Below are 23,510 nucleotides of genomic sequence, written 5' to 3'. Positions count from 1 at the left end.
AATCAGAACAAAAATTGTTTTAAGTCTAAACTTTACAACAATATTCAATGATAACCGCTACTGTTTTAAGGTACTTCTATCTCGTTTACAATCTTATTGATGATTTCTTCTGAGGTTATATTTTCAGCTTCAGCTTCGTAAGTAATTCCTATTCTGTGTCGTAAAACATCATGAACCACAGCTCTTACATCTTCAGGTACAACGTACCCTCTTCTTTTAATGAAAGCATAACATTTAGCAGCATTTGCTAAATTGATACTTCCTCTTGGAGATGCGCCAAAACTGATTAAAGGTTTTAGATCTTCTAATTTATATTTTTCAGGATAACGAGTTGCAAAAACTATATCTAGTATATACTTTTCAATTTTCTCATCCATGTAAACTTCTCGTACTGCTTTTTGAGCACTTAAAATTTGATTTACACTAACCACTGGTCTAACTTCTTCGTAACTTCCGGTAAGGTTTTGACGCATAATTAATTGTTCCTCATTCATTTTAGGATAATCAATTACGGTTTTTAACATAAAACGATCGACTTGTGCTTCAGGTAATGGGTAAGTGCCTTCTTGCTCTACCGGGTTTTGTGTTGCCATAACCAAAAACGGCTTATCTAATATAAAAGTCTGGTCACCAATAGTAACCTGTTTCTCTTGCATGGCTTCTAACAACGCTGATTGCACTTTTGCAGGTGCACGGTTTATTTCATCTGCAAGAACAAAATTTGCGAAAATTGGACCTTTTTTAATTGAAAAATCATTGTCTTTCATATTATAAATCATGGTTCCAACAACATCTGCAGGTAATAAATCTGGAGTAAATTGAATTCTACTAAAGCTACCTTTAACAGCTTTGGCTAAGGTATTAATTGCTAAAGTTTTTGCTAAACCAGGTACACCTTCTAATAAAATGTGACCTTGACCTAGTAAACCGATTAGTAAACGTTCTACCATGTGTTTTTGACCAACAATTACTTTGTTCATCTCTAACATTAATAAATCTATAAAAGCACTTTCTTGAGCAATTTTCTCGTTGATAGCACTAATATCGATTGGAGTATTTTCTTCCATATATATTATTTAATTGGACAAGCTAATAAATAGATACGCAAATTGGAAATTTATTTAGATATCCGCTGTTAACAATTGGTTAAAAATTGATAAAGAGGCATACATTTAAGAAGGTTTTAAGGTATTTATTTTTTAATTTCACAATTCTATGGGAAATATAGCAAATTATTCTAAAATTATAGCAGGAACCATGACTTGGGGAAGTTGGGGAAAACAATTTTCTGCGAACGAAATGGCTGCACTTATTAATACGTGTTTAGAAATAGGTATTACTACTTTTGATCATGCAGATATTTATGGAGATTACACCAATGAAACTGATTTTGGACAGGCTTTTATAGATAGTAAGGTAGATAGGTCTGCAGTACAAATTATAAGTAAATGTGGTATTCAAATGCTTACGGGTGGCAAAGGTAATGTTGTTAAGCATTATCAGTATGATAAAGATTATATTATAAAGTCTGCAGAAGATTCTTTAGCAAAATTGAAGACAGATTATTTAGACCTTTTTTTGTTACATAGGCCAAGTCCATTAATGCACCCAAATGAAATTTCGGAAGCTGTTCTACATCTTAAAAATTCTGGAAAAATTAAAAAGTTTGGAGTATCTAATTTTACACCATCGCAGATAGAACTTTTGGAAACAGAAATACATGTTTCTACAAATCAAGTTGAATTTTCTCTAACAAAAAATGATGCTATGGTTAATGGAACTTTAGACGATTGTATTTCTCATAAAAGATCAGCTATGGCTTGGAGCTCTTTGGGAACTTATTTTAGAGAAGAAAACAAGAAAACGAAAGAAATAAAGAAAGTGCTAGGTGAGCTTCAAGAAAAATACAATGCCAATGAAAGTCAATTGTTATTAGCTTGGATTTTAAAACACCCTGCTAATATTTTGCCAGTAGTGGGTACTACAAGCAAAAAAAGATTGCAAGAATCTTATGATGTTTTAAAAATAAATTTAGAATTACAAGATTGGTTTTTGCTTTTGGAAGCAAGTAAAGGCCATGAGGTTGCTTAAAATATAAATATGAAAATAAAAACCCCAACAGCTTTAATTACAGGAGCTACAAGTGGAATAGGAAAATCTACAGCAATATTATTTGCAGCAAATGGCATACAACTTATTTTATGCGGCAGAAGACAAGAAAGGCTTGATGCTTTACAGCAAGAGCTTAGTAAGGTGACTAAGGTGCATACACTTAATTTTGATGTTCGAGAAAAAGAAGCTGTTTTTACTTCAATAGCTTCTTTGCCAGCTGAATTTTTAAACATAGATATTTTAATAAATAATGCAGGTAATGCTCATGGCTTAGATACTATCGATAGTGGTAGTGTTGAAGATTGGGATGCAATGCTCGATATTAATGTTAAAGGCTTATTATATGTCTCAAAAGCTATTATACCTAAAATGATAGAAAGAAAATCAGGACATATAATTAATATTGGCTCTACGGCAGGTAAAGAAGTTTACCCTAAAGGAAATGTGTATTGCGGAAGTAAGCATGCTGTGGATGCAATCACAAAAGGTATGTTGATGGATCTAAACCCTCATGGAATTAGAGTTGGTGGCATTCACCCTGGTTTGGTAGAAACCGAGTTCAGTAATGTGCGTTTTAAGGGTGATGATGAAAAAGCGGAAAATGTTTATAAAGGTTTCAATCCATTAAAACCTGAAGACCTTGCTGATATTATACATTTCGTAGTTACTAGGCCATATCATGTTAATATATCAGACTTAGTAGTTATGCCAACAGCACAAGCATCAGCAACAATAGTAAATAAGAATTTATGATTAATAAACGCTTGCTCGTAAAAAATCTTCTTGCACATAATGATGAGAATAGTTTTTATGATAAAAAGCGTTTTATTGAAATTGGAGAAAGAGAAGGTAAAGCTAAATTTCTAAAACACGTTTGTGCACTCGCTAATAGTAATCCAGAAAATAATTCTTTTATTGTTATAGGTGTAGAAGATGAAGACAACAAAATTGTTGGTGTAGATTTTTTTGATGATAGTAAGATTCAAAATCTAGTAAATGCTTATTTAGATAATCCACCATTAATCTCTTATGAGAACATTCCTTTTCCGCATTTGCCAGAAGGTAAAGTAGTTGGTTTGGTGACTATTAAATCCGCTAAAAAAATATGCTCTCTTCGAAAAAACATTTGGAAATATTATGGAGGTTCTGTTTTTTTTAGAGAAGGTAGTATTAGCTTGCCAAAAGCATATGGCGTTAGTTTGGTCGATATTAATTCTGAAGCAGTTGCGACTATAGAACTTCATGCACGTAATAACATCGAATTAACTTTAGATGGGGTTATCGATTTTATAAATAATCGGCATAGAGATTTAAAAAGTAATTATAAAGTATTTAAAGAGCAATTTGTTGTCTGTTGGGCGGGTCATGAAAAAAAAGTTAAAAAAGACACGTATTATTCGAGAGTAGATATTGAGTTAATAAACGAGCAAGTAAAATTATTTTACTCAGCATTAGACGAGGTATCTATTTCTTTTAATGAGCATGCTTTTACAATCGTAGAATATATACAATTGGGTATAAGTAAGGAGCAAAAATACTATCCATTAGAGCGTGTTGTAATTACTTTCGAAGATAATGGCACCTACCAAATAAAAAGTAAATTACTTTTTGAAGCACCGCAATATGATAAAAAAACCTTGTACCACATTTTTAATGCAAACAATGCATTAATCGAAAAACTAAGTAAAAACCCCAGTTTGGTCCTGTCTGAGTCGGAAGATTTAGAATATTTGGCGGCCACTTATTTAATCTGTTATTTAAATGGCTTTGAAGAAGCAAAACAACAGATGGAAAAAGCTAGGTCAATTTTAAAGAAAACAAATGCGAAGGCATATCAATCTTTAAAGGATTCATTACGCGTTTTACGAAAAATTAAATACAGCTAAAACATATTTATTATAATTCGGTAATGTGTAAAATAGGAACTTTATTAATGGTGTAAATAATCTTTTGTTTTAAAAAAACATTTTTTTAAACTAAACTAGGCATATCTATTGTGGTGTATTTAGGAATTAAGTATCTTGATAAAAATTAAAAAAAACACTATTCAAATGGGATTATTTGATGAGATTAAAAAAAAATTAAGCCACGAGTTTATAGATATTATAGAATGGCTTGATGCTACAGATGATACTATAGTGCATCGTTTTGAACGTTATCAAAACGAAATTAAAAATAATGCAAAGTTAATTGTAAGAGAGGGTCAAATAGCTGTCTTTATTAATGAGGGGCAACTTGCAGATGTTTTTAAGCCAGGGACATATACTTTAAATACACAGAATTTACCACTTTTAACAACCTTGAAGGGTTGGAAATATGGATTTGATAGTCCGTTTAAAGCTGAAGTATACTTTGTAAATACAACTTTGTTTACTGATGAAAAATGGGGAACTAAGAATGCAATTATTTTGAATGATGATCGCTTTGGTTTAACTGAAATTAGAGCTTTCGGGACATATAGTTTTAGAATACAAGATGCTGGTAAATTTGTTGTAGATGTAGTTGGCACCGATGGTAACTTTACTAATTATGAGGTAAACGAACATTTAAAAAGTTTAATTGTAACCCGTTTTACTGATACTGTTGGCGAGGCTAAATTGCCAATTGAACTATATGCAGCGAACACTTCTGAATTGTCTGAAACATGCCAAGAAGTAATGCAGCCAGAATTTGGTCGTATTGGTATCTTGTTAGAGAGGTTCTATATCGAAAATGTGTCGATGCCAGAAGAACTTAAAAAAGAAATTTTTGAGTATAGTAGGTTAGATAAATTAGATATGAATAAGCTTACGCAGTTTAAAACGGCAAAAGCAATTGAAGAAGCTGCAAAAAACGAAGGTGGAACAGCCGGTGCAGGTATGGGTATGGGTATGGGCTTTGCGTTAGCTCAGCAAATGGGAGGAATGATGAACCCGCAAATGGGACAAAATAATACTATGAACACTCAGGCATCAATGCCACCACCAATGCCTGCTCAAGTACAATATCATTATGCTGTAAATGGTGCTCAAATGGGGCCTATTCCAATCGAAAAATTGAAAGAATTATTTGCTAATAGAACAATTAATAAAGATTCTTTAATTTGGAAACAAGGAATGGCAAATTGGAGTGCGCTTCAAGAAATTGAAGAGTTAAAAGCATTTTTAGGTGGTAATACACCGCCACCATTGCCACAATAAAATTTATAGATAAGCTTATATAATAACTACCATTTAATTTTTTTGAATGGTAGTTTCTTTTAAAAATGGAAGAAACTTTTTCATCAGAACAAAAAAAAGGATGCGCTAATTGCGGCGCAGAATTAAAGTTTAAACCAGGTTCGCACCAATTAAAGTGTGAGTACTGCGGTTATGAAGAATTTATAGAGCAAACAAAAAGTAGCTTTGAAGAGTTAGAGCTTGAGCATTACTTGAGGGTCGTAGGTGAAAATGCTTATACAGAAACTATAGATTTATTACATTGCAAAAATTGTGGAGCAAACCAACATGTCGAAGAAAATTATAAATCTTTAGGTTGTGTTTATTGCAGCGAGCCTTTAATTCGAGAAGATATTGAGAAAGAAGGTTGGATATTACCAGGAGCGCTTGTCCCATTTCAAATAGATAGTTTAAAAGCCAAGCAGATTTTTAAAAACTGGGTAGGTGGTCTTTGGTTTGCGCCAAATAAATTAAAAAAGGCTGCTTTAGATGCAGAGGGTTTGCATGGTCTTTATATACCGCATTGGACTTTTGATGCTAATTTATATGCGTCATATCAAGGGCAAAGAGGTGATTATTATTATGAAAATCAGACTTATAGAACTAAGAATGGTACGCAAACTCGGCAAGTTCGAAAAACACGCTGGTCGAGTGCATCAGGTTCAGTTTCTGGTTTTATAGATGATATTTTGATAAATGCATCAGAAAAAAAAAGAAGAGATATACCAAGTAAAATTGCAAATTGGAACTTAAATGAATTAGTGGTTTTTAACTCTAAATACCTTTCAGGTTTTGTGACTGAAAAATATACAGTATCATTAAAAGATGGCCATCATCAATCTTTTCAAGAAGCAAAAAATATTGCTTACAATTGGATAAGGCAAGATATTGGAGGAGATACACAACGTGTAGATAATGCTAATATTAAATTGGCTGATGAAACTTTTAAGCATATTCTTGTTCCAGTTTATATAAGTAGCTATAGGTATAACGCTAAAGATTATCACTTTTATGTAAACGGTCAAACGGGTGCAATAAGTGGGGTTAGACCTTATTCTTTCTGGAAAATTTTCTTTTTAGTCTTATTTATAGTATTAATAATAGTAGTAATTACGATTTTTGCAAAATGAAAAGGACATTAGTAATTGGAGATATCCATTCTGGCTTAAAAGCTTTAGAGCAACTTTTAGAGAGAGCAGAGGTTACAAAAAATGATCATTTAATATTTTTAGGTGATTATGTAGATGGTTGGAGTCAGGCGGTTGAAACAATTGATTTTTTAATCGAATTGAATAAAAAACACAAGTGTACATTCATACGTGGTAATCATGATGAGTTTTGTAAATCGTGGTTGCTAAAAGAAGGTGATAATCCAGAGTGGTTCAAACACGGAGGTGAAGCAACCATAAATTCGTATGCTAAAGCAGATAAGCAAACAATAGATAATCATGTTCAGTTTTATGAAGGCTTGAATAATTATTATTTAGATGATAATGATCGTTTGTTTCTTCATGCAGGATTCACTAACTTAAAAGGAATAGAATTTGAGTATTTTAAAAAAACGTTCTATTGGGATCGAACTTTGTGGGAGATGGCACTTTCATTAAATCCGAATTTAAAAGAAGATGATATTCTTTACCCCAAAAGGCTTAAAAATTATAAAGAAATATATATAGGGCATACGCCAGTAACAAGAATAGGAAAAACAGAACCTCAGAATGCGGCTAATGTATGGAATATAGATACTGGAGCGGCTTTTAAAGGACCATTATCTATCTTAGATGTGGAAACTAAGAAAGTATGGCAAAGTGACCCTGTTTATACATTTTACCCTGATGAGACAGGAAGAAACTAACTTTGTTAAAAATTGACGGCTAGACAAGTGTTGTTTAGTGTATTATACCGAACTTTGTAAAAAATAGATTATGTCAGCAAAAAATATTAGAATAGAAGTAATGCGGACAATTGAGGAGAAAGTAAATGGTTTTATAGATCAGTACTTAATCCCGATTAATGAAATTTGGCAACCAACAGACTTTTTGCCAGATTCGCAAAGCGAAGGATTCTTAGATGCTGTTAAGCAAATACAAGAAGAATCAAAAGAATTAGGATACGACTTTTGGGTAACCATGGTTGCAGATACAATTACTGAAGAAGCATTACCTACATACGAATCTTGGTTGATGGATGTTGAAGGTGTTGATCAGCATGGTGAAAATAAAAACGGATGGTCTAAATGGGTACGTAACTGGACGGCAGAAGAGAACCGCCATGGTGATGTGCTTAATAAGTATTTATACCTTTCAGGAAGGGTAAATATGAAAGAAGTTGAAATAACTACGCAGCACCTTATTGCTGATGGTTTTGATATTGGTACAGATAGAGACCCGTACAAAAATTTTATATACACATCATTTCAAGAGTTAGCTACTAATATTTCCCATAAAAGAGTTGGACAAATGGCTAAAAAGGGTGGTAACGTTCTTCTCGGAAAAATGTGTACTATAATTGCAGGAGACGAAATGCGCCATCACTTAGCGTATAGAGAGTTTGTAAAATGTATTTTTGAACACGATCCAAGTCAAATGATGTTAGCATTTGCTGATATGATGAAGAAAAAGATTGTTATGCCTGCTCATTTTTTACGTGAATCTGGTGGAGAAATCGGTACTGCTTTCGAAAACTTCTCTAATTGTGCACAGCGCTTAGGGGTATATACAGCAATGGATTATATTGAAATTTTAAAGAAACTAAATTCTTATTGGGAAATAGATAATATAAGAGCTTTAAATGATGATGCGGAACGTGCTAGAGATTATTTGATGAAATTGCCACAACGTTTAGAGCGTATTGCAACAAGAATGAAACAACCAGATGATCAATATCTATTTAAATGGGTAGAAGCTAACGGTAGATTGTAATATTACAAATAAAAAAAGTCCAGTTTTAAAACTGGACTTTTTTGTTTTAGAAAGGCTTAGTATTATAATTTTCCACCTTTATGTTCGCTTTGCCATTTGGCTAATTCTTTCCATTTACCTTCGTAACACATTTTAGCTTGTATTGGCCAAGATGCAGGGTCGTGTATTTTATAACGAGTTCCTCCGCCATCTAATACTTTTTGACATTCTGATACTTTTGCATTAGAGAGTGCTTTCCAAGTTTTTATACCAGCATCTTTAAACATACCTTCTATTTTAGGGCCAATACCTTCAACCAGTTTTAAATCATCTTGCTTTACGGTTTTGCCAAATGCTACTTTAGCAGCCAAAGCGTCAAATGCAATAGTCGGTGTAACCGGAGCCACTATAGGAGGTTCAACCACAGGAGGTGTTGCTACAAATGACGATTTTGTGGTAACAGGCGCAGGAGCAACAGGTGTAGCTAATTTTCTAGTACAAGCAGCAAGATCTGATTCTAATTTTGTGTTTTTATCGTGGCATGATTTTAATTCGGCAGAATTATCGATTGTGATGCTGCTAGATTTTCCAATTAAATAACCAAGAATTCCACAAATTAGACCTACTAAAGCTGGAATTAGCCAACACCAAATATTTAAATTTTCAAAGTTCATTGTATTATGTATTTATTGATTAGTTATATTTTTAGTTTAGAGTAACTACTGTTCTTCTGTTTTGACTGCGGCCTTCTTCGGTAGTGTTACTGGCAATAGGTACATCTGGACCTTTTGATGAGGTTACTATTTTTGCATCTGAAATACCATTGCTTATTAAATAAGATTTTGCGAAATCTGCTCTTTCTAAACCTAACCTAATATTTGTAGCTCTTTGTCCTTGACTGTCCGTATGGCCAGTTGCACTGCACTTTGCTCCATCAACTTTATCAAGGTATCTAGATATATCTGCAATTTTTTGTCGTTGTTCAGTAGTTAAATTTATCGATGCTTCACCAGTATTGAAATTTAAAACCAAAGGGTCATCTTTAACTTTATCATATAAAGCTTTTAGCTCTTCAGCTAAATCAGCAGTTTCCCCAGAAATAGAGTATGTAACAGGGCCTAGGTAGACGTTGTCATCACCACTAACCATATCATCATTTAATTTTCCAGAAATGTTTAAAGTTGATGATGCTATTCCTTTTTCAACTAAATAATTTTTAACAGCATTAGCTCTTGCTATACCTAAATTAGGATAGGCAGATTTGTTTGCTTCATCGCCTTTGTAGTAGCCAGTAATATTTAAAACTTTACCAGTGTTTGTTGTTATGTAATCTTTTAACCCTGAGATTCCTTTTTCAACTTTTTCAGATAGTGGTAGTAAAATTGAAGACGAAGACATGTTGAAGTTAAAATTATCATTAGTTTCATATGCATAATCACCATCATTAAAAGAAAAAGGGTAAGATGTTGATGTTGGTTTGGTTTCTGAAGGTGTTGGGGTAACTTCATTAGTGGTTTCATCTTTTACAGAAGTGCCGCAAGTGCTACAACATGAAATGTAAAAGTAAGTACCTAATAAAATAGTAAGTAAGATACCTATTAGATAAGTTGTTTTTTTGGTCATTGTTAGTAGTTATTTAGTGTTAACTATAGCAAAGTATTAAAAAAAACGTTAAAATACTGAATTATTGTGTATTAAATATTCATTATCAAATAGATACCTTTTTGTTTTATCTACTTTTGAAGTGTAATTTGTGCAATAAATCACACTATTTATATACGTTTGATGTTTAAGAGAGGAAATAAAAAAACTTCTATTTCTCCCGATAAAATTTCGGAATTGAAATAGAAGTTTTGAATTGAATCTTAAAAAAGTTTAGATCAAATATTTAAACTTTTAAGAATTAGTAATATGTTAAAAAACCCGCATTGGAATGTTTAAACTAATGCTGGGTTTTTTTATAAATCGAATTTTATGCCTTGTGCTAATGGCAATTCTGTAGTGTAATTTATTGTATTTGTTTGTCTTCTCATGTAAACTTTCCAAGCATCTGAACCAGATTCTCTTCCGCCTCCTGTTTCTTTTTCACCTCCAAAGGCGCCACCAATTTCAGCTCCTGAAGTACCGATGTTTACATTAGCAATACCACAATCTGATCCGTTAACAGATAAAAAAGCTTCGGCCTCACGTAAGTTATTAGTCATAATAGCAGAAGAAAGACCTTGTGCTACACCATTTTGTACTTCTAAAGCACTGTTCACATCTCCAGAATATTTTAATAAATATAAGATAGGAGCAAATGTTTCATGCTGTACAATTTCAAAAGAATTATCAGCTTCAGCAATAGCAGGTTTTACATAACAACCACTTTCGTAACCATTACCTTCTAGTACGCCGCCTTCAACAATAATATTACCACCTTCAACCACAACTTTTTCTAATGCAGCTGTGTACATTGCTACAGCATCTTTATCAATAATAGGACCTACATGATTATTTTCATCTAATGGGTTACCTATGCGTAATTGTCCATAAGCAGCTACTACAGCGTCTTTAACCTTATCATACATAGATTCGTGTATAATTAACCTGCGTGTAGATGTACAACGTTGTCCTGCAGTACCAACTGCTCCGAAGACAGCTCCGATAACCGTCATTTTAATATCAGCATCAGGTGTAACGATAATAGCATTATTGCCACCTAATTCTAAAAGAGTTTTTCCAAGTCTACCAGCAACAGTTTGTGCAACAATTTTACCCATTCTTGTTGATCCTGTAGCAGAAACTAATGGAATTCTATTATCTGTGGTCATCATTTCACCCACATTATAATCGCCATTAATTAAATTACAAATACCTTCAGGTAAATCGTTTGCCGCAAAAACTTCAGCAGCTATATTCTGACAAGCAATACCGCAAATTGGTGTTTTTTCAGATGGTTTCCAGACACATACATCACCACAAATCCAAGCTAATGCAGTATTCCAAGCCCAAACAGCAACAGGAAAGTTAAAAGCAGATATAATACCTACTACTCCTAATGAGTGGTATTGTTCGTACATTCTGTGACCTGGGCGTTCAGAGTGCATTGTTAAACCATGTAATTGTCTTGATAAACCTACAGCAAAATCACAGATGTCAATCATTTCTTGAACCTCGCCTAAACCTTCTTGGTAAGATTTTCCCATTTCATAAGAAACTAATTTCCCTAAGGCTTCTTTTTTCTCACGTAATTTATCTCCAAATTGACGAACTATCTCACCACGTAAAGGGGCAGGCATTGTTCTCCAAGTTTTAAAAGCTGAAGTTGCAGTAGTCATTACTTTGTCATAATCTGCTTTTGTAGTTGTAGATACTTTTGCGATTAGTTGCCCATCTACAGGTGAAAAAGATGAAATTTCATTACCAGAACCAAAAGTTTTAGATCCAGTAGATGTACCACTGTTTATTTCATTTACACCCAAAGTTTTTAGGGCTTCTTTAATACCGAAATCTTTTGCTATGTTTGACATTTTATAACTTTTTTTTGATTTTTTGTTACATTTTTATCAAAGTTACAAATATAAAGTGTATTAATTCGCTTTTTAAAGTGATATAAATTATTGAATAAATATCAATATTATACCTATTAAAGCGGGTAATCCTTGAAGGAAGAATATTTTTTTATCGGCTGTAAATGAGCCGTAAACACCTGCTATTACTACACATGTTAAAAAAAATAAAGAAATATTATTTTTCCACTCCATGTTTGATATAAAGAATGTCCAAATTAAACCAGCAGCTAAAAAGCCATTATACAAACCTTGGTTTGCAGCCATTGCTTTAGTTGGTGTAAATAGGTCTTTTGGGAATTTGCTAAAAACTTTTGGACCTTTTGTTGTCCAGGCAAACATTTCGAACCACATTATATACAAATGGAAAAAGGCTACAAATGCGATTACTACTTTCAGCGCTATATTCATAATTATTCTTTAGAGATAAAACGTTGGTCAACAGGCATTACTGTATCACAATTGTCACAAGTTCTTAATTCTTTAGAGCTATAAAAATGCTTAAAGTGCCCTAAAAAATCTTTTTCAATATCATTAAGAGTAAAATAGGCTTCATATAGTTTGTGATTGCAATTGTCACAGAACCATAAAAGACCATCATCTATATTCATATGGTTTCTTTTTCGCTCGATCACCAGACCGATAGAATTCTCATGACGCACTGGCGAGTGTGGTATTTTTGCAGGGTGTAAATACATGTCTCCAGGGCCTAATAGCATCGTTTTTTTTATACCATCTTCTTGTATATGTACTTCGATATTACCTTCTAATTGATAAAATAATTCCTCTGTTTCATTGTAATGATAATCTTTTCGTGCATTTGGTCCTGCAACAACCATTACAATATAATCTCCAGCGTCTTTATATAGATTTTTATTTCCTACAGGAGGTTTTAGGGTGTCTCTATTTTCAGATATCCACTTATTAAGATTGAAAGGAGGTGCTATTGCCATTTTTTACGAAAGTTAAAAAAAACTATTGACAAAATCTTTAAAAACCAACAAGCGTTAATATAAAGTAATAAGCTTGTTGGTTTATATATGTATGCTTATTTAAAATAGAAGTTATTTATAAAATAACTCAGTAAAATAAAATTCGCCATTGTTGTCTTTTTTAACGCTTATAGCTGTATGAGTATAATTTCCTTCTATTGATTTTCTGTGTGTTGTGCTTTTAAGCCAGTTTTCAAAAGCTATTCTTGCCGTTTTATAATTTTTTGCAACATTTTCAGAAACTTCAATAGCATCTACTTCTGCAGAAACATTTGAAGCTCTTGTGCTAAAATTATCATGATTAATATCTCCTTTTGATATCATATAGTCAGTATGCAAGTTTGCGTGCTTATATGCTACGGTGCTATATATAAAAGGGTTGTGATCTATTGATAGCCTGTGATTATTAATAATCTCTAATAATTCTTTTTCTACTGTAATAGCATTCTCAGATTCTATTATATAAGTATTATCTAAAGATTCTTCGCCACAAGAACTAACTAGAAATACAAATAAAACCAAGAATGCATAATGCAATCTCATTTTCATAATTGTCTTATTTGTAAGCAGGAAAGAGTAGAAAATGGGGTTTTCGTGTTCTCTTGATTCTCGTAAATCAGTTTCGAAAGATTGAGCTTTTTTTTTAGAAAAGCATAAGCTTTTTTACTTTTTCGATGAAATACAGATTCTTTTTTATTTATGTAATCATAACCTTACGTTCAATGATTACCTTTAGTTTGTTTTGCTTCATTAATTAAATATTCAATTAATAAAAAGGAATTACTAAAAGCATATAAAATATATTTCACTGTTTTCAGTTAGTAACTAGAGCCAATAACCTTTTATTTTTACGACATAAAAACCACTTTATGAAATTCAAAAATATTTATTTAGTACTTTTCATCTTATTTATTTTTGGATGTAAAGAAAAATCTAACACTACTGAAGATCAGTTAAATAATCTTAACCAGTATCAAGACTATGTTACAGAGGTTACACATGGTATTATTTCTTCAACAAGCGATGTTCGTGTAGTTTTAAAAACACCAATTGATTCTTGGAACACAGGTGACGAATTAGATAATGATTTATTTACAATTTCACCAAAAGTTGAGGGTAAAGTTATTGTTTTAGATAATCGTACTATTTCATTTATTCCGAAAAACAAACTAAAACAAAATACAGAATATACTTTAAACTTGAGGTTGGATAAGCTTATTAAAAATCTTCCTGAAGATTTTCAAGAGTTTAGTTTTTTAGTAAAAACAATAGAACAAAAATTTAATATTTATACAAACGAATTGCAATCGTCATCAAAAGACAAACAGTACTTAGAAGGGCAACTTCGTAGTGCGGATATTCTTTCGTTAGAAGATGTGAAAGATTTTATTACAGTAAAAAATAACGGAAAAAATATACAAGTAAAGTTCGATGATGCAGTTAAAGAAGGAACTGTATTTCAATTTAAAATTGATAATATAGTGCGTTCTGAAAATGATACGGAGTTAGAAGTTTCTTGGGATGGTTCAAAGCACGATATAAATAGCTCTGGAAATAACAAAATAATAATTCCAGGTAAAAATAACTTTACAGTACTAAGTGTAACTGTTGAGCGATCAGATAGACCTGTTGTTCTTGTTAATTTTTCAGATCCATTAAAAAAAGGTCAAAATTTTAAAGGGCTTGTTGTTTTAGAAGGCAATAATAGTTTAAAATATGGGGTAAATGGTAATACTTTAAAAGTTTATCCATCATCAGATAATGTTGGATCTATTTTATTAGAAGTGTTTAACGGAATTGAAAGTATTGATGGCTTTAAGTTAAAAAATAAATTTGAAGAGCGTATTGCTTTCGAAGAAATTAAACCACAAGTTAGGTTACTTTCAAATGGTACAATTTTACCATCGTCTACGAATCTGAAAATAAATTTTGAAGCCGTAAACTTAAAATATGTAGACGTAAGTGTTTTGCGTATTTACGAAAGTAATATTTTGCAATTTCTTCAATATAACGACTTAAACGGAAGCTCTAATTTAAAAAGCGTAGCAAGACCAGTTGCTACTAAAAGGTTAGAGTTGCAAAATAGTTTATCTGTAAATAATGGAAAATGGTCGGCACATGCTTTAGACTTAAAATCAATTATAACACCTGAAAAAGGAGCCATTTATAGAGTAGAGTTTTCTTTTAAACCAGCATATAGTTTATATAAATGTCAATCGACAAATTTCGAAACCGAAACTGAAGATGTTGATAATTACGATGAAGAAACTGAAGATAGCTCTTGGGATGGTGTTGAAGAGTATTATGATGACTATTATTATAATTACGATTGGGATGAAAGAGATAACCCTTGTAGCACATCATATTATCATGATAAAAAAGTAAACATAAACATATTAGCTTCTGATATTGGTGTTACTATAAAAAAGGGCGTTAATAAAAGCTACTTTATAGCGGTAAGCGATATTATTAGTACACAACCAATTGGAGGGGTAAATGTAACTTTCTATAATTACCAACAACAAGTTGTTGGTACGGTAACTACTGAAGCAGATGGCACATCTATGTATGATGCAAAAAACAACCAAGCGTTTTTTGCAGTTGCCGAAAAAAACGGAGAAAAAACATATGTAAAACTTAACGATGGTAATGTATTATCAGTAAGTAAGTTTGATGTTTCTGGAGTGCAATTACAAAAGGGAATTAAAGGTTTTATTTTTGGAGAAAGAGGAGTTTGGAGACCAGGAGACAAAATTTATTTATCATTCATGTTAAATGATAATGCAAATAAATTACCAGCAAATCATCCTGTAAAATTAGAACTGATGAATCCTTATAATAAAGTGATTCATAGAGAAGTAAAAACAAACGGATTAAATAATTTTTATCATTTTAACTTAAAAACAGATGAGAATGCACCAACAGGTAATTGGTTAGCAAAAGTATCAGTAGGTGGGGCATCATTTACTAAAACAATCAAAATAGAAACGATTAAGCCTAATAGATTAAAAATTAAAAGCGACTTTGGTAAAACTATTTTAAAAGGTTCCCAACCTATTAAGGGTAGTATGGAAGTGAAGTGGCTACATGGTGCAATAGCTAAAAATTTAAATACAGATATTTCTGCTAAATTCAATGCAACGGTAACGGCTTTTAAAACTTTTCCAGGCTATGTGTTTGATGATCCAACGCGTAAATTTTCAGTAGAAGATCAAGTTGTTTTTGATGGAAAAATAGATGCAGATGGAAAAGCTAGTTTTAGCATCAACCCTCAGTTAGATGGGAATGCTCCTGGAATGCTAAATGCGGCATTTGTAACTAAAGTTTACGAAAATGGAGGAGATTTTAGTACCGATGTATTTACTAAACCATACTCTCCTTACACTACTTATGTGGGTTTAAATGTGCCAAAAGGAGACAAGAATAGGGGAATGTTATTAACAGATATAAAACACAAATTTGAAGTTGTTACTGTTGATGAAGATGGAAAACCAAAAGCTACTAAAAACTTAAAAGTATCCATACATAAAGTAAGTTGGAGATGGTGGTGGGATAATTCTGCAGACAATTTATCATCATATAGCAGCAGTGAGTACCATGAGAAAGTTTTTGATGAAACAATTAGTACAGCTACAAACGGTAAAGGTACTTTTGAGTTTGAGTTAAAATATCCTGATTGGGGTAGGTATTTAGTTAGAGTTGAAGACGAAAACGGAGGTCATGCAACAGGTAAAACAGTTTATATTGATTGGCCAGGTTGGGCAGGTAAATCACAAAAAAATGATCCATCTGCAGCTACAATGTTATTGTTCTCTACAGATAAAGAAAATTATAACGTTGGTGATAAGGCTATTGTAACTTTCCCAAGTTCAGAAGGAGGAAGAGCACTTGTAACCGTAGAAAATGGTAGTGAGGTTTTAGAATCTTTATGGGTAGAAACTACTAAAGGTGAAACGAAATTTGAATTGCCAATTACAAAATTATATACACCAAACATCTATATAAATATTGCGTCATTACAACCGCATGCATCTACGTTAAACGACTCTCCAATACGTATGTATGGTGTTGTAGGTGTTAATGTCGAAAACCCAAATACACGTTTAGAACCACAAATTTCAATGCCAGATGTTTTACGTCCAGAAGAAAGCATTACAGTAAAAGTTGATGAAAAGAATAATAAAGCAATGACCTATACTATTGCTATTATTGATGAAGGACTTTTAGATTTAACTCGATTTAAAACACCAGATGCTTGGAGTACTTTTTATGCGAAAGAAGCTCTAGGTGTAAAAAGTTGGGATATTTTTGATGATGTTATTGGCGCTTTTGGAGGTAGAATTGACCAGGTTTTTGCTATTGGTGGTGATGATGAGTTAGCAGGAGCTAAAAATAAAAAAGCAAACAGATTTGAACCAATGGTACTTCATTTAGGACCATATAGTCTAAAAAAGGGAGAGTCTAAAACACATAAACTTAAAATTCCTAAATATGTAGGTTCGGTAAGAACAATGGTTATTGCTAGTAATCAAAATGAGGAAGCATATGGATTTTCAGAAAAAACAACTCCTGTTCGTAAACCTTTAATGATTTTAGCTTCGTTACCTCGTAAAATCACGCCTGGTGAAAAGGTTACTTTACCAGTAACTGTTTTTGCGATGGAAAAAAAGGTTAAAAATGTAACCATAAAAATTAAAAAAGATGATGCGTTTACAGTTTCTGGCGAATCGTCGCAAACTATAGCTTTCGATCAACCAGATGAAAAAATGGTGTATTTTAATTTAGATGTATCTGAATTTAAAGGTATCGGAAAAGTAATTGTAGAAGCATCTGGAGGAGGAGAAAAAGCATCTTTTGAAATACCTATAGATGTTGTAAATCCAAATCCGTTAACATCAGAAATTAATGACCTTGTATTAGAGGCAAATAGCAGTCAAACTGTGAGTTTAGAAACCTTTGGTATTAAAGGCAGTAATACTGCTCAAATAGAGTTTTCAACACTACCTCCGATGAGTTTTAACGGTAGAATGAAATATTTAATTAGGTATCCTCATGGTTGTGTAGAACAAACGACATCTGCAGCATTTCCGCAGTTGTATTTGAATGATATTTTTGATTTAACATCTGCTAAGAAAAGTGAAACTCAAAAAAATATAGAACGTGCAATTAAGCGTTTAGGAGGCTTTCAAAAGCCAAACGGCGGATTTTCATACTGGCCAGGTTTAAGTTCTACTGACGATTGGGGTACAACATACGCAGGTCATTTTTTGATAGAGGCAGAGAAAAAAGGATATGTGCTGCCTATCGGTTTCAAATCGTCATGGGTTAAATATCAACAAAACGTATCAAAGCAATGGAGGTCGGGTTCTAGTAATTCAGATTTAGCACAGGCATATCGTTTGTATACTTTAGCACTCTCTGGTAATGCTGATGTAGCATCAATGAACCGATTACGTGAAACAAAAGTACTATCAAACGAAGCTAAATTTAGATTAGCAGCGGCTTATGGTTTAGTAGGGCAGGCTAGTGTTGCTAAAGAAATTTTAAATACAACTAAAATAGACTTTGAAGGGTACAAGTATAATTATAGTACTTATGGCTCATCTGATAGAAATAGAGCAATGGCTTTAGAAACTTATATTATATTAAAAGATAAAGTAAAAGCTCGAGAGTTAGCAAAAACTATAGCATCAAGATTAAAGGAAAAGCAATGGATGAGTACACAAAGCACGTCATATTCTTTACTTGCTATGGGTAAATTTGCAGACATGGTTGGTGGTAAAGGCGTAAAAGCATCTTATACAGTTAATGGAAAGTCAGAAAGTCTAAGTAGTCCTAAAACATTAGCAAACAGACCAGTTGTCGTGAAAAAAGGAACGAATACTATTGAGTTGAAAAACCTAGATGGTAATATTTTATATGTGAGTGTAATTAATAATGGAATTTTACCTGTAGGAGAAGAGAAGGCTATACAGCGTAACCTTTCAGTTCAATCAAAATTTAAAAGTAGAGACGGCTCATTGTTAGATGTGGCAACTATTACACAAGGAACAGATTTTATTGCTGAGGTTTCTATTACAAATACGACTGGTAATGCGATTAAAAACATGGCATTAACAGAGATTTTTCCTAGTGGTTGGGAAATTGTAAATACTAGATTTACTGATTTTGGTGACTTTGCACAGAATGATGTAACTTATACAGATTTGCGTGATGATCGTGCGAGCTTCTATTTTGATATGAAGAAAAACGAAACTAAAACATTTAGAATTTTATTAAATGCATCTTATTTAGGTACATATTACTTGCCAGGTGTTCAAGTAGAAGCTATGTATGATAATGATTATATAGCTAGAACTAAAGGCCAATGGGTTAAAGTAAGCCAATAGAAAAACATTTAGCACTAAAAAAAAGCCAAACTTTATACGAAAATAAAGTTTGGCTTTTTTTAGTTTAATTATTTGTTAGGCAGATTCTTTTGATATTTTTTCTTTAGCCCATTCAATTGCATTGTCTAATGAATTAAATCTTTCAATCTTATTTTTTGTAAATATTTTTTCTAAAATAGCATTTTTCCACCCTTTTTCTGAATAGCTAACAATAGCGTATCCTAAAAGATTATATTTCATTTTATAAAAACGAATCCAATCTGCGGGTTTAACAGAATATGTGTTTATCCGATTTGTAATATAAATAAGTTTTCCTCCATTATTGTCATACAAATTAGCAATTTCGGTTGTAATCATCTCTCCTTGATTTTCCCAAGTATAAATGATTCCTTCTTCAATTTCGGCCACAATAAAACCATCAAATAAATAATAATCCCCGAAAGGATAATTTAATTCTGTTATTATTTCGCTGTAATATTTTGAAGTTTTTAAGCTATTCAAACGATTTGATTTATAATTTGTAAGAATATAACTACAAATTATAGATTTTATTTTATTTTTCGATAAAACTGGTTCAAAAAACGATGAACAACAAATCTCTTCTAAATATCAAGGGGAAAAGTGCAACAATCAGGTTATAAGTATTTTATGTAGTTATTCTTTATTTTTTGTGTGTAATACGGCATTAAAAACGAAAGCTCCTATTTCTTTTACAGGCTCATAAAGTCTAGATTCTTTTTTAGTTTCTTCATTAACTAAATTTGTAGCATTATCTAGTCTGTCAAAAAACACCAAAACAGCACCTATAATTACCGCAACCTTTAATGTGCCAAAAACACCGCCGGCAATTTTATTTAAAACCCCAAGCATAGCAAAGTCTGCTACTTTCGTTAAAAGCCTTGCGGAATAATGGATGGCTAAAACAATAACAATAAATGTAATAACGAACGAAGCTATATTCATGTACTTTTCATCCCAATCAAAATTTTGAGATAAATAATCACCAGCGATGTACGAAAAATGGATTGTTCCGTAAATTCCAGCAATTAATGCTACTAAAGAAGCTAATTCTACAAATAAACCATTTTTTAACCCTTTGTATAATCCCCAAATTAACAATAAGCCCAAAACAATGTCTAAAAAATTCATAATGTTATGTTTGGAGCAAATATAGAACTTTGATTTGTACCTTTGAAATCAGAATTTATGATTTAAATTACAGGTAAGAGACCTTTTAAGTAATACCTGTAAAGTAAGTTATAGATAAGATACGATAAGCAAAATGGCAAGAGATATACAATTAAAAGAACGTTGGGATATATTAATAGAGAAACTATCTGCACAATTTTCTGATGGAGATCCATTAGAATTAGATGCTATTATATATTTAGTAGGGGTTCAAGAACTAGGCAAATACCATAGAACGTACAAAAAAGACGAAAAATTAGATTTAATGCATATTGCAATTTGTAGGCTTTTAGAGCCTTACGGATTTTATGAATTTGATTATTTTGATGAAGAAGGTTGGCCTCATTACACCATAAAAGAAGAATTGCCAGCACTAAAAGCAGGTGAGCAATCTGTTTTAATGAAAGAAGCAATTGTAAATTATTTTATTGATAAAGAGTACATCAGCTAAAAAAATGGAAAAACCATACTATGCAGTAATATTTACATCAACAAGAACCAGTGGTGATCATGGATATGGCGAAATGGCTGAAGAAATGGAAAGGCTAGCAAAAAATCAATCTGGGTTTTTAGGAATAGAAAGTGCCAGAGAATCTGTTGGTATAACTGTTAGTTATTGGACCAGTTTAGCTGCGATTGCTGATTGGAAGACAAATGCAGACCATTTATTTGCACAAAGAAAAGGTGTTACAGATTGGTATAAATGGTATAAAGTACGCATTTGTTTAGTGGAGAGAGAGTATGAATTTGAGAAGTAACAGCTTAATACGTGAAAGAAAAAATTCTCCAATTTTTAAAAAACAACCTCAAAAAAACTATAGCAATAGCTGTGTTGTTAGTGGCATATTATTTATGCTTACCAAAAATTCTTTTTACAGCTCCTACAGCAACTGTAGTAGAGAGTAAGCAGGGTGTTTTGTTGGGGGCTAAAATTGCCGATGATGGGCAGTGGCGTTTTCCAGTAGTAGACAGTGTGCCCATAAAATTCAAAACTTGTTTACTAAATTTTGAAGATGCTTATTTTTATAAGCATCCTGGTTTTAATCCAGTTTCAATGATAAAGGCTATTGGAGCTAATTACAAAGCAGGCAAAACAGTTAGGGGAGGAAGTACTATTACGCAACAAGTAATAAGATTATCAAGAGAAAATCAAAAAAGATCTTACGGAGAAAAGCTTATAGAATTAATTTTAGCAACTAGGTTAGAGTTTAGGTATTCAAAAGATGATATTTTAAAATTATATGCCAGTCATGCTCCTTTTGGGGGTAATGTGGTAGGCTTAGAAGTTGCGGCATGGCGTTATTTTGGATTACTACCACATCAACTTTCATGGGCAGAGTCGGCTACTTTAGCTGTATTACCTAATGCTCCTAGCCTTATTTATCCTGGTAAAAATCAAGAAAAACTTCTAACTAAAAGAAATCGATTATTAAAAAAAATATTAGAAGAAAAAATAATTGACAAAACGACTTACGAATTGGCTTTATTAGAAGGTTTACCTAACAAACCTTATGCTTTACCAAGGTTAGCACCCCATTTTATTCAGTTAGTCTCTAAAACTAAAAAAGGAGAGCGTGTAAAAGCTACTTTAGATCATAATATACAACAGAATGCTAATGTAATTTTAAAGCGCCACTACCAATCTTTAAAACAAAATCAGGTCTATAATGCAGCTGTTTTAGTTTTAGATGTTAAAACCAGAAATGTATTAGCCTATGTTGGTAATACACCAACAGACGGTTTACATGAAAAAGATGTAGATATGGTACAGGCAAATAGGAGTACTGGTAGTGTTATAAAACCATTGTTATATACAGCGATGCTTGATGCTGGTGAATTATTACCAGACATGCTTGTACCTGATATTCCAACTCAAATAGCAGGATACACGCCTGAAAATTTTAATGAAAACTATAGTGGAGCCATTGAGGCTAAAAAAGCATTGGCACGATCTTTAAATATACCAGCTGTTAGGCTTTTACAATCTTACGGGCTTCAAAAATTTAGAGACCAATTAGATAATTTTGATTTAAAAGGAATTAATAAATCTGCAGATCATTACGGACTTACTTTAATTTTAGGAGGAGCGGAAAGTAACCTTTGGGATTTGTGTAAAACCTATGCCAATTTAGCATCTACCGTTAACCACTTCAACACAACCTCGAGCGAGTATTATAGTAATGAATTTACACAACCAATTTGGAATGCTATTGAAAAGGTTGAATTTGGTAAAAAAACGACTAATGCAATACAATTTGATGCTGCCAGTATTTATTTGACTTTTGAAGCAATGAAAGATGTAAATAGGCCAGAGGGAAGCGAATCTTGGGAATTTTATGATTCTAGCAAAAAAATTGCATGGAAAACAGGAACAAGTTTTGGAAATAAAGATGCTTGGGCAATAGGGACTACGACTGATTATGTAGTTGGTGTTTGGGTAGGTAATGCAGATGGAGAAGGAAGGCCAAACGTTACTGGAGTTTCTAGTGCAGCACCCATTTTATTTGATGTGTTTGATGTTTTACCAAAATCAGATTGGTTTCTAAAACCTTTAGACGAGTTTGCTGAGGTTAATGTGTGTGCTGATAGTGGTTATTTAGCATCTGAAAATTGTCCAACAAATACTATTGATATTCCTAATAAAAGAAATTATGTAGAAGTTTGCTCATACCATAAAACAATTCAATTAGATCAAAATAAGCAATTTAGAGTTAACTCTTCTTGTGAAGATTTATCTAAAACAACTACAGAGCCTTGGTTTGTATTGCCACCAATTCTTGAGTACTATTATAAAAAAACACATCCGACATACAAATCGTTACCTTCTTACAGGTCAGATTGTGTCCCTGTACATGTAGCTACAATGCAATTTATTTACCCGAGAGATAGGAGTAAAATAATGCTTGCTAAAAACTTTGAAGGTAAAAGAAATGAGTTGATTCTAAAATTAGCTCATGCAAAACCAGAAACTAAAGTGTTTTGGTATTTAGATACTACTTTTATAAAAGAAACAAAGGATTTTCATGAAATTGGACTCTTGCCAGATGTAGGAAGTCATATAATTTCTGTTGTAGACGAATTGGGTAACGAAGCAAGTATTACAATTACTATAGAATAATTTTTAGAGCTATCTTTAAGTCGTAAGCAAGCTATAAAATAGCACTCCAATATCTTATCTTTG

Annotated in this window: 20 protein-coding genes; 11 read left to right on the top strand and 9 right to left on the bottom strand. The window is 32.3% G+C overall.

The features are described 5' to 3' along the window. Nucleotides 1–65: 65 nt before the first annotated feature. On the bottom strand, nucleotides 66–1,067 hold the full coding sequence (locus tag H0I23_RS13345; RefSeq protein ID WP_216783794.1) for a MoxR family ATPase: 1,002 nt from the start codon (nucleotides 1,065–1,067) through the stop codon (nucleotides 66–68). Between the two features lie 148 nt (nucleotides 1,068–1,215). Here H0I23_RS13345 and H0I23_RS13340 point away from each other — a divergent pair, with 148 nt between their 5' ends. From H0I23_RS13340 to H0I23_RS13310, 7 genes are all read left to right on the top strand, one after another. Beyond that, nucleotides 1,216–2,091 (top strand): aldo/keto reductase family oxidoreductase, encoded by an 876-nt coding sequence (locus H0I23_RS13340; protein ID WP_216783793.1) that lies wholly within the window; start codon nucleotides 1,216–1,218, stop codon nucleotides 2,089–2,091. A gap of 9 nt (nucleotides 2,092–2,100) precedes the next feature. Then, nucleotides 2,101–2,865: an SDR family NAD(P)-dependent oxidoreductase gene (locus tag H0I23_RS13335; protein WP_216783792.1), complete on the top strand. Its 765-nt coding sequence runs from the start codon at nucleotides 2,101–2,103 to the stop codon at nucleotides 2,863–2,865. Beyond that, nucleotides 2,862–3,998, top strand: coding sequence for an ATP-binding protein (locus tag H0I23_RS13330; RefSeq protein ID WP_216783791.1), 1,137 nt, complete (start codon nucleotides 2,862–2,864; stop codon nucleotides 3,996–3,998). Before H0I23_RS13335 ends, H0I23_RS13330 begins: the two co-directional genes overlap by 4 nt. A gap of 165 nt (nucleotides 3,999–4,163) precedes the next feature. Then, nucleotides 4,164–5,291: an SPFH domain-containing protein gene (locus H0I23_RS13325; protein ID WP_216783790.1), complete on the top strand. Its 1,128-nt coding sequence runs from the start codon at nucleotides 4,164–4,166 to the stop codon at nucleotides 5,289–5,291. A 65-nt stretch (nucleotides 5,292–5,356) separates the two neighbouring features. Further along, the gene (locus tag H0I23_RS13320; RefSeq protein WP_216783789.1) at nucleotides 5,357–6,439 is read left to right on the top strand and encodes a DNA helicase PriA; all 1,083 of its coding nucleotides are present in this window, start codon (nucleotides 5,357–5,359) and stop codon (nucleotides 6,437–6,439) included. After that, complete coding sequence (locus H0I23_RS13315; protein ID WP_216783788.1) at nucleotides 6,436–7,164, top strand: metallophosphoesterase family protein; 729 nt, start codon at nucleotides 6,436–6,438, stop codon at nucleotides 7,162–7,164. Before H0I23_RS13320 ends, H0I23_RS13315 begins: the two co-directional genes overlap by 4 nt. Nucleotides 7,165–7,234: 70 nt before the next feature. Next, entirely contained in the window at nucleotides 7,235–8,230 is a 996-nt protein-coding gene (locus H0I23_RS13310) for an acyl-ACP desaturase (RefSeq protein WP_216783787.1), read from the top strand. Nucleotides 8,231–8,292: 62 nt separating this feature from the next. Here H0I23_RS13310 and H0I23_RS13305 read toward each other — a convergent pair whose 3' ends face one another. The 6 genes from H0I23_RS13305 to H0I23_RS13280 all read right to left on the bottom strand — a co-directional run bounded on the left by H0I23_RS13305 (nucleotide 8,293) and on the right by H0I23_RS13280 (nucleotide 13,301). Beyond that, on the bottom strand, nucleotides 8,293–8,883 hold the full coding sequence (locus H0I23_RS13305; protein ID WP_216783786.1) for a hypothetical protein: 591 nt from the start codon (nucleotides 8,881–8,883) through the stop codon (nucleotides 8,293–8,295). A gap of 31 nt (nucleotides 8,884–8,914) precedes the next feature. After that, on the bottom strand, nucleotides 8,915–9,832 hold the full coding sequence (locus H0I23_RS13300) for an OmpA family protein (RefSeq protein ID WP_216783785.1): 918 nt from the start codon (nucleotides 9,830–9,832) through the stop codon (nucleotides 8,915–8,917). Between the two features lie 335 nt (nucleotides 9,833–10,167). Then, nucleotides 10,168–11,721 (bottom strand): aldehyde dehydrogenase family protein, encoded by a 1,554-nt coding sequence (locus H0I23_RS13295; protein ID WP_216783784.1) that lies wholly within the window; start codon nucleotides 11,719–11,721, stop codon nucleotides 10,168–10,170. A gap of 87 nt (nucleotides 11,722–11,808) precedes the next feature. Continuing rightward, nucleotides 11,809–12,171: a DUF1304 domain-containing protein gene (locus tag H0I23_RS13290; protein ID WP_216783783.1), complete on the bottom strand. Its 363-nt coding sequence runs from the start codon at nucleotides 12,169–12,171 to the stop codon at nucleotides 11,809–11,811. A gap of 2 nt (nucleotides 12,172–12,173) precedes the next feature. Then, nucleotides 12,174–12,713 (bottom strand): 3-hydroxyanthranilate 3,4-dioxygenase, encoded by a 540-nt coding sequence (locus tag H0I23_RS13285; protein ID WP_216783782.1) that lies wholly within the window; start codon nucleotides 12,711–12,713, stop codon nucleotides 12,174–12,176. A 111-nt stretch (nucleotides 12,714–12,824) separates the two neighbouring features. Beyond that, nucleotides 12,825–13,301: a CAP domain-containing protein gene (locus H0I23_RS13280; RefSeq protein WP_216783781.1), complete on the bottom strand. Its 477-nt coding sequence runs from the start codon at nucleotides 13,299–13,301 to the stop codon at nucleotides 12,825–12,827. Between the two features lie 320 nt (nucleotides 13,302–13,621). Between H0I23_RS13280 and H0I23_RS13275 the strand changes: the two genes are divergently transcribed. Beyond that, nucleotides 13,622–19,141 carry an alpha-2-macroglobulin gene (locus H0I23_RS13275; protein WP_216783780.1) on the top strand — a complete coding sequence of 1,840 codons (5,520 nt, stop codon included), beginning with the start codon at nucleotides 13,622–13,624 and terminating at the stop codon, nucleotides 19,139–19,141. Nucleotides 19,142–19,216: 75 nt separating this feature from the next. Here the strand turns inward: H0I23_RS13275 and H0I23_RS13270 are convergent, their stop codons facing one another. Further along, complete coding sequence (locus H0I23_RS13270; protein ID WP_216783779.1) at nucleotides 19,217–19,642, bottom strand: hypothetical protein; 426 nt, start codon at nucleotides 19,640–19,642, stop codon at nucleotides 19,217–19,219. A 153-nt stretch (nucleotides 19,643–19,795) separates the two neighbouring features. Next, nucleotides 19,796–20,290 carry a CvpA family protein gene (locus H0I23_RS13265; protein ID WP_216783778.1) on the bottom strand — a complete coding sequence of 165 codons (495 nt, stop codon included), beginning with the start codon at nucleotides 20,288–20,290 and terminating at the stop codon, nucleotides 19,796–19,798. 133 nt (nucleotides 20,291–20,423) lie between these two features. On the opposite strand from H0I23_RS13265, the gene H0I23_RS13260 reads away from it, so the two are divergent. From H0I23_RS13260 to pbpC, 3 genes are read left to right on the top strand one after another with little or no spacing between them, the layout of a single operon-like run. After that, nucleotides 20,424–20,780, top strand: a complete 357-nt coding sequence (locus H0I23_RS13260) for a hypothetical protein (protein WP_216783777.1) — start codon at nucleotides 20,424–20,426, stop codon at nucleotides 20,778–20,780. Between the two features lie 4 nt (nucleotides 20,781–20,784). After that, nucleotides 20,785–21,087 (top strand): antibiotic biosynthesis monooxygenase, encoded by a 303-nt coding sequence (locus H0I23_RS13255; protein WP_216783776.1) that lies wholly within the window; start codon nucleotides 20,785–20,787, stop codon nucleotides 21,085–21,087. An 11-nt stretch (nucleotides 21,088–21,098) separates the two neighbouring features. Further along, entirely contained in the window at nucleotides 21,099–23,447 is a 2,349-nt protein-coding gene (gene pbpC, locus H0I23_RS13250; RefSeq protein WP_216783775.1) for a penicillin-binding protein 1C, read from the top strand. Nucleotides 23,448–23,510: the final 63 nt, after the last annotated feature.

Origin of the sequence: Cellulophaga sp. HaHaR_3_176 (assembly GCF_019021925.1) — a bacterium.
In the GTDB taxonomy this organism is placed as follows: Bacteria; Bacteroidota; Bacteroidia; order Flavobacteriales; family Flavobacteriaceae; genus Cellulophaga.
The sequence above is the reverse complement of the archived record's forward strand: the minus strand, read 5'-3'. Positions and strand labels throughout refer to the sequence as shown.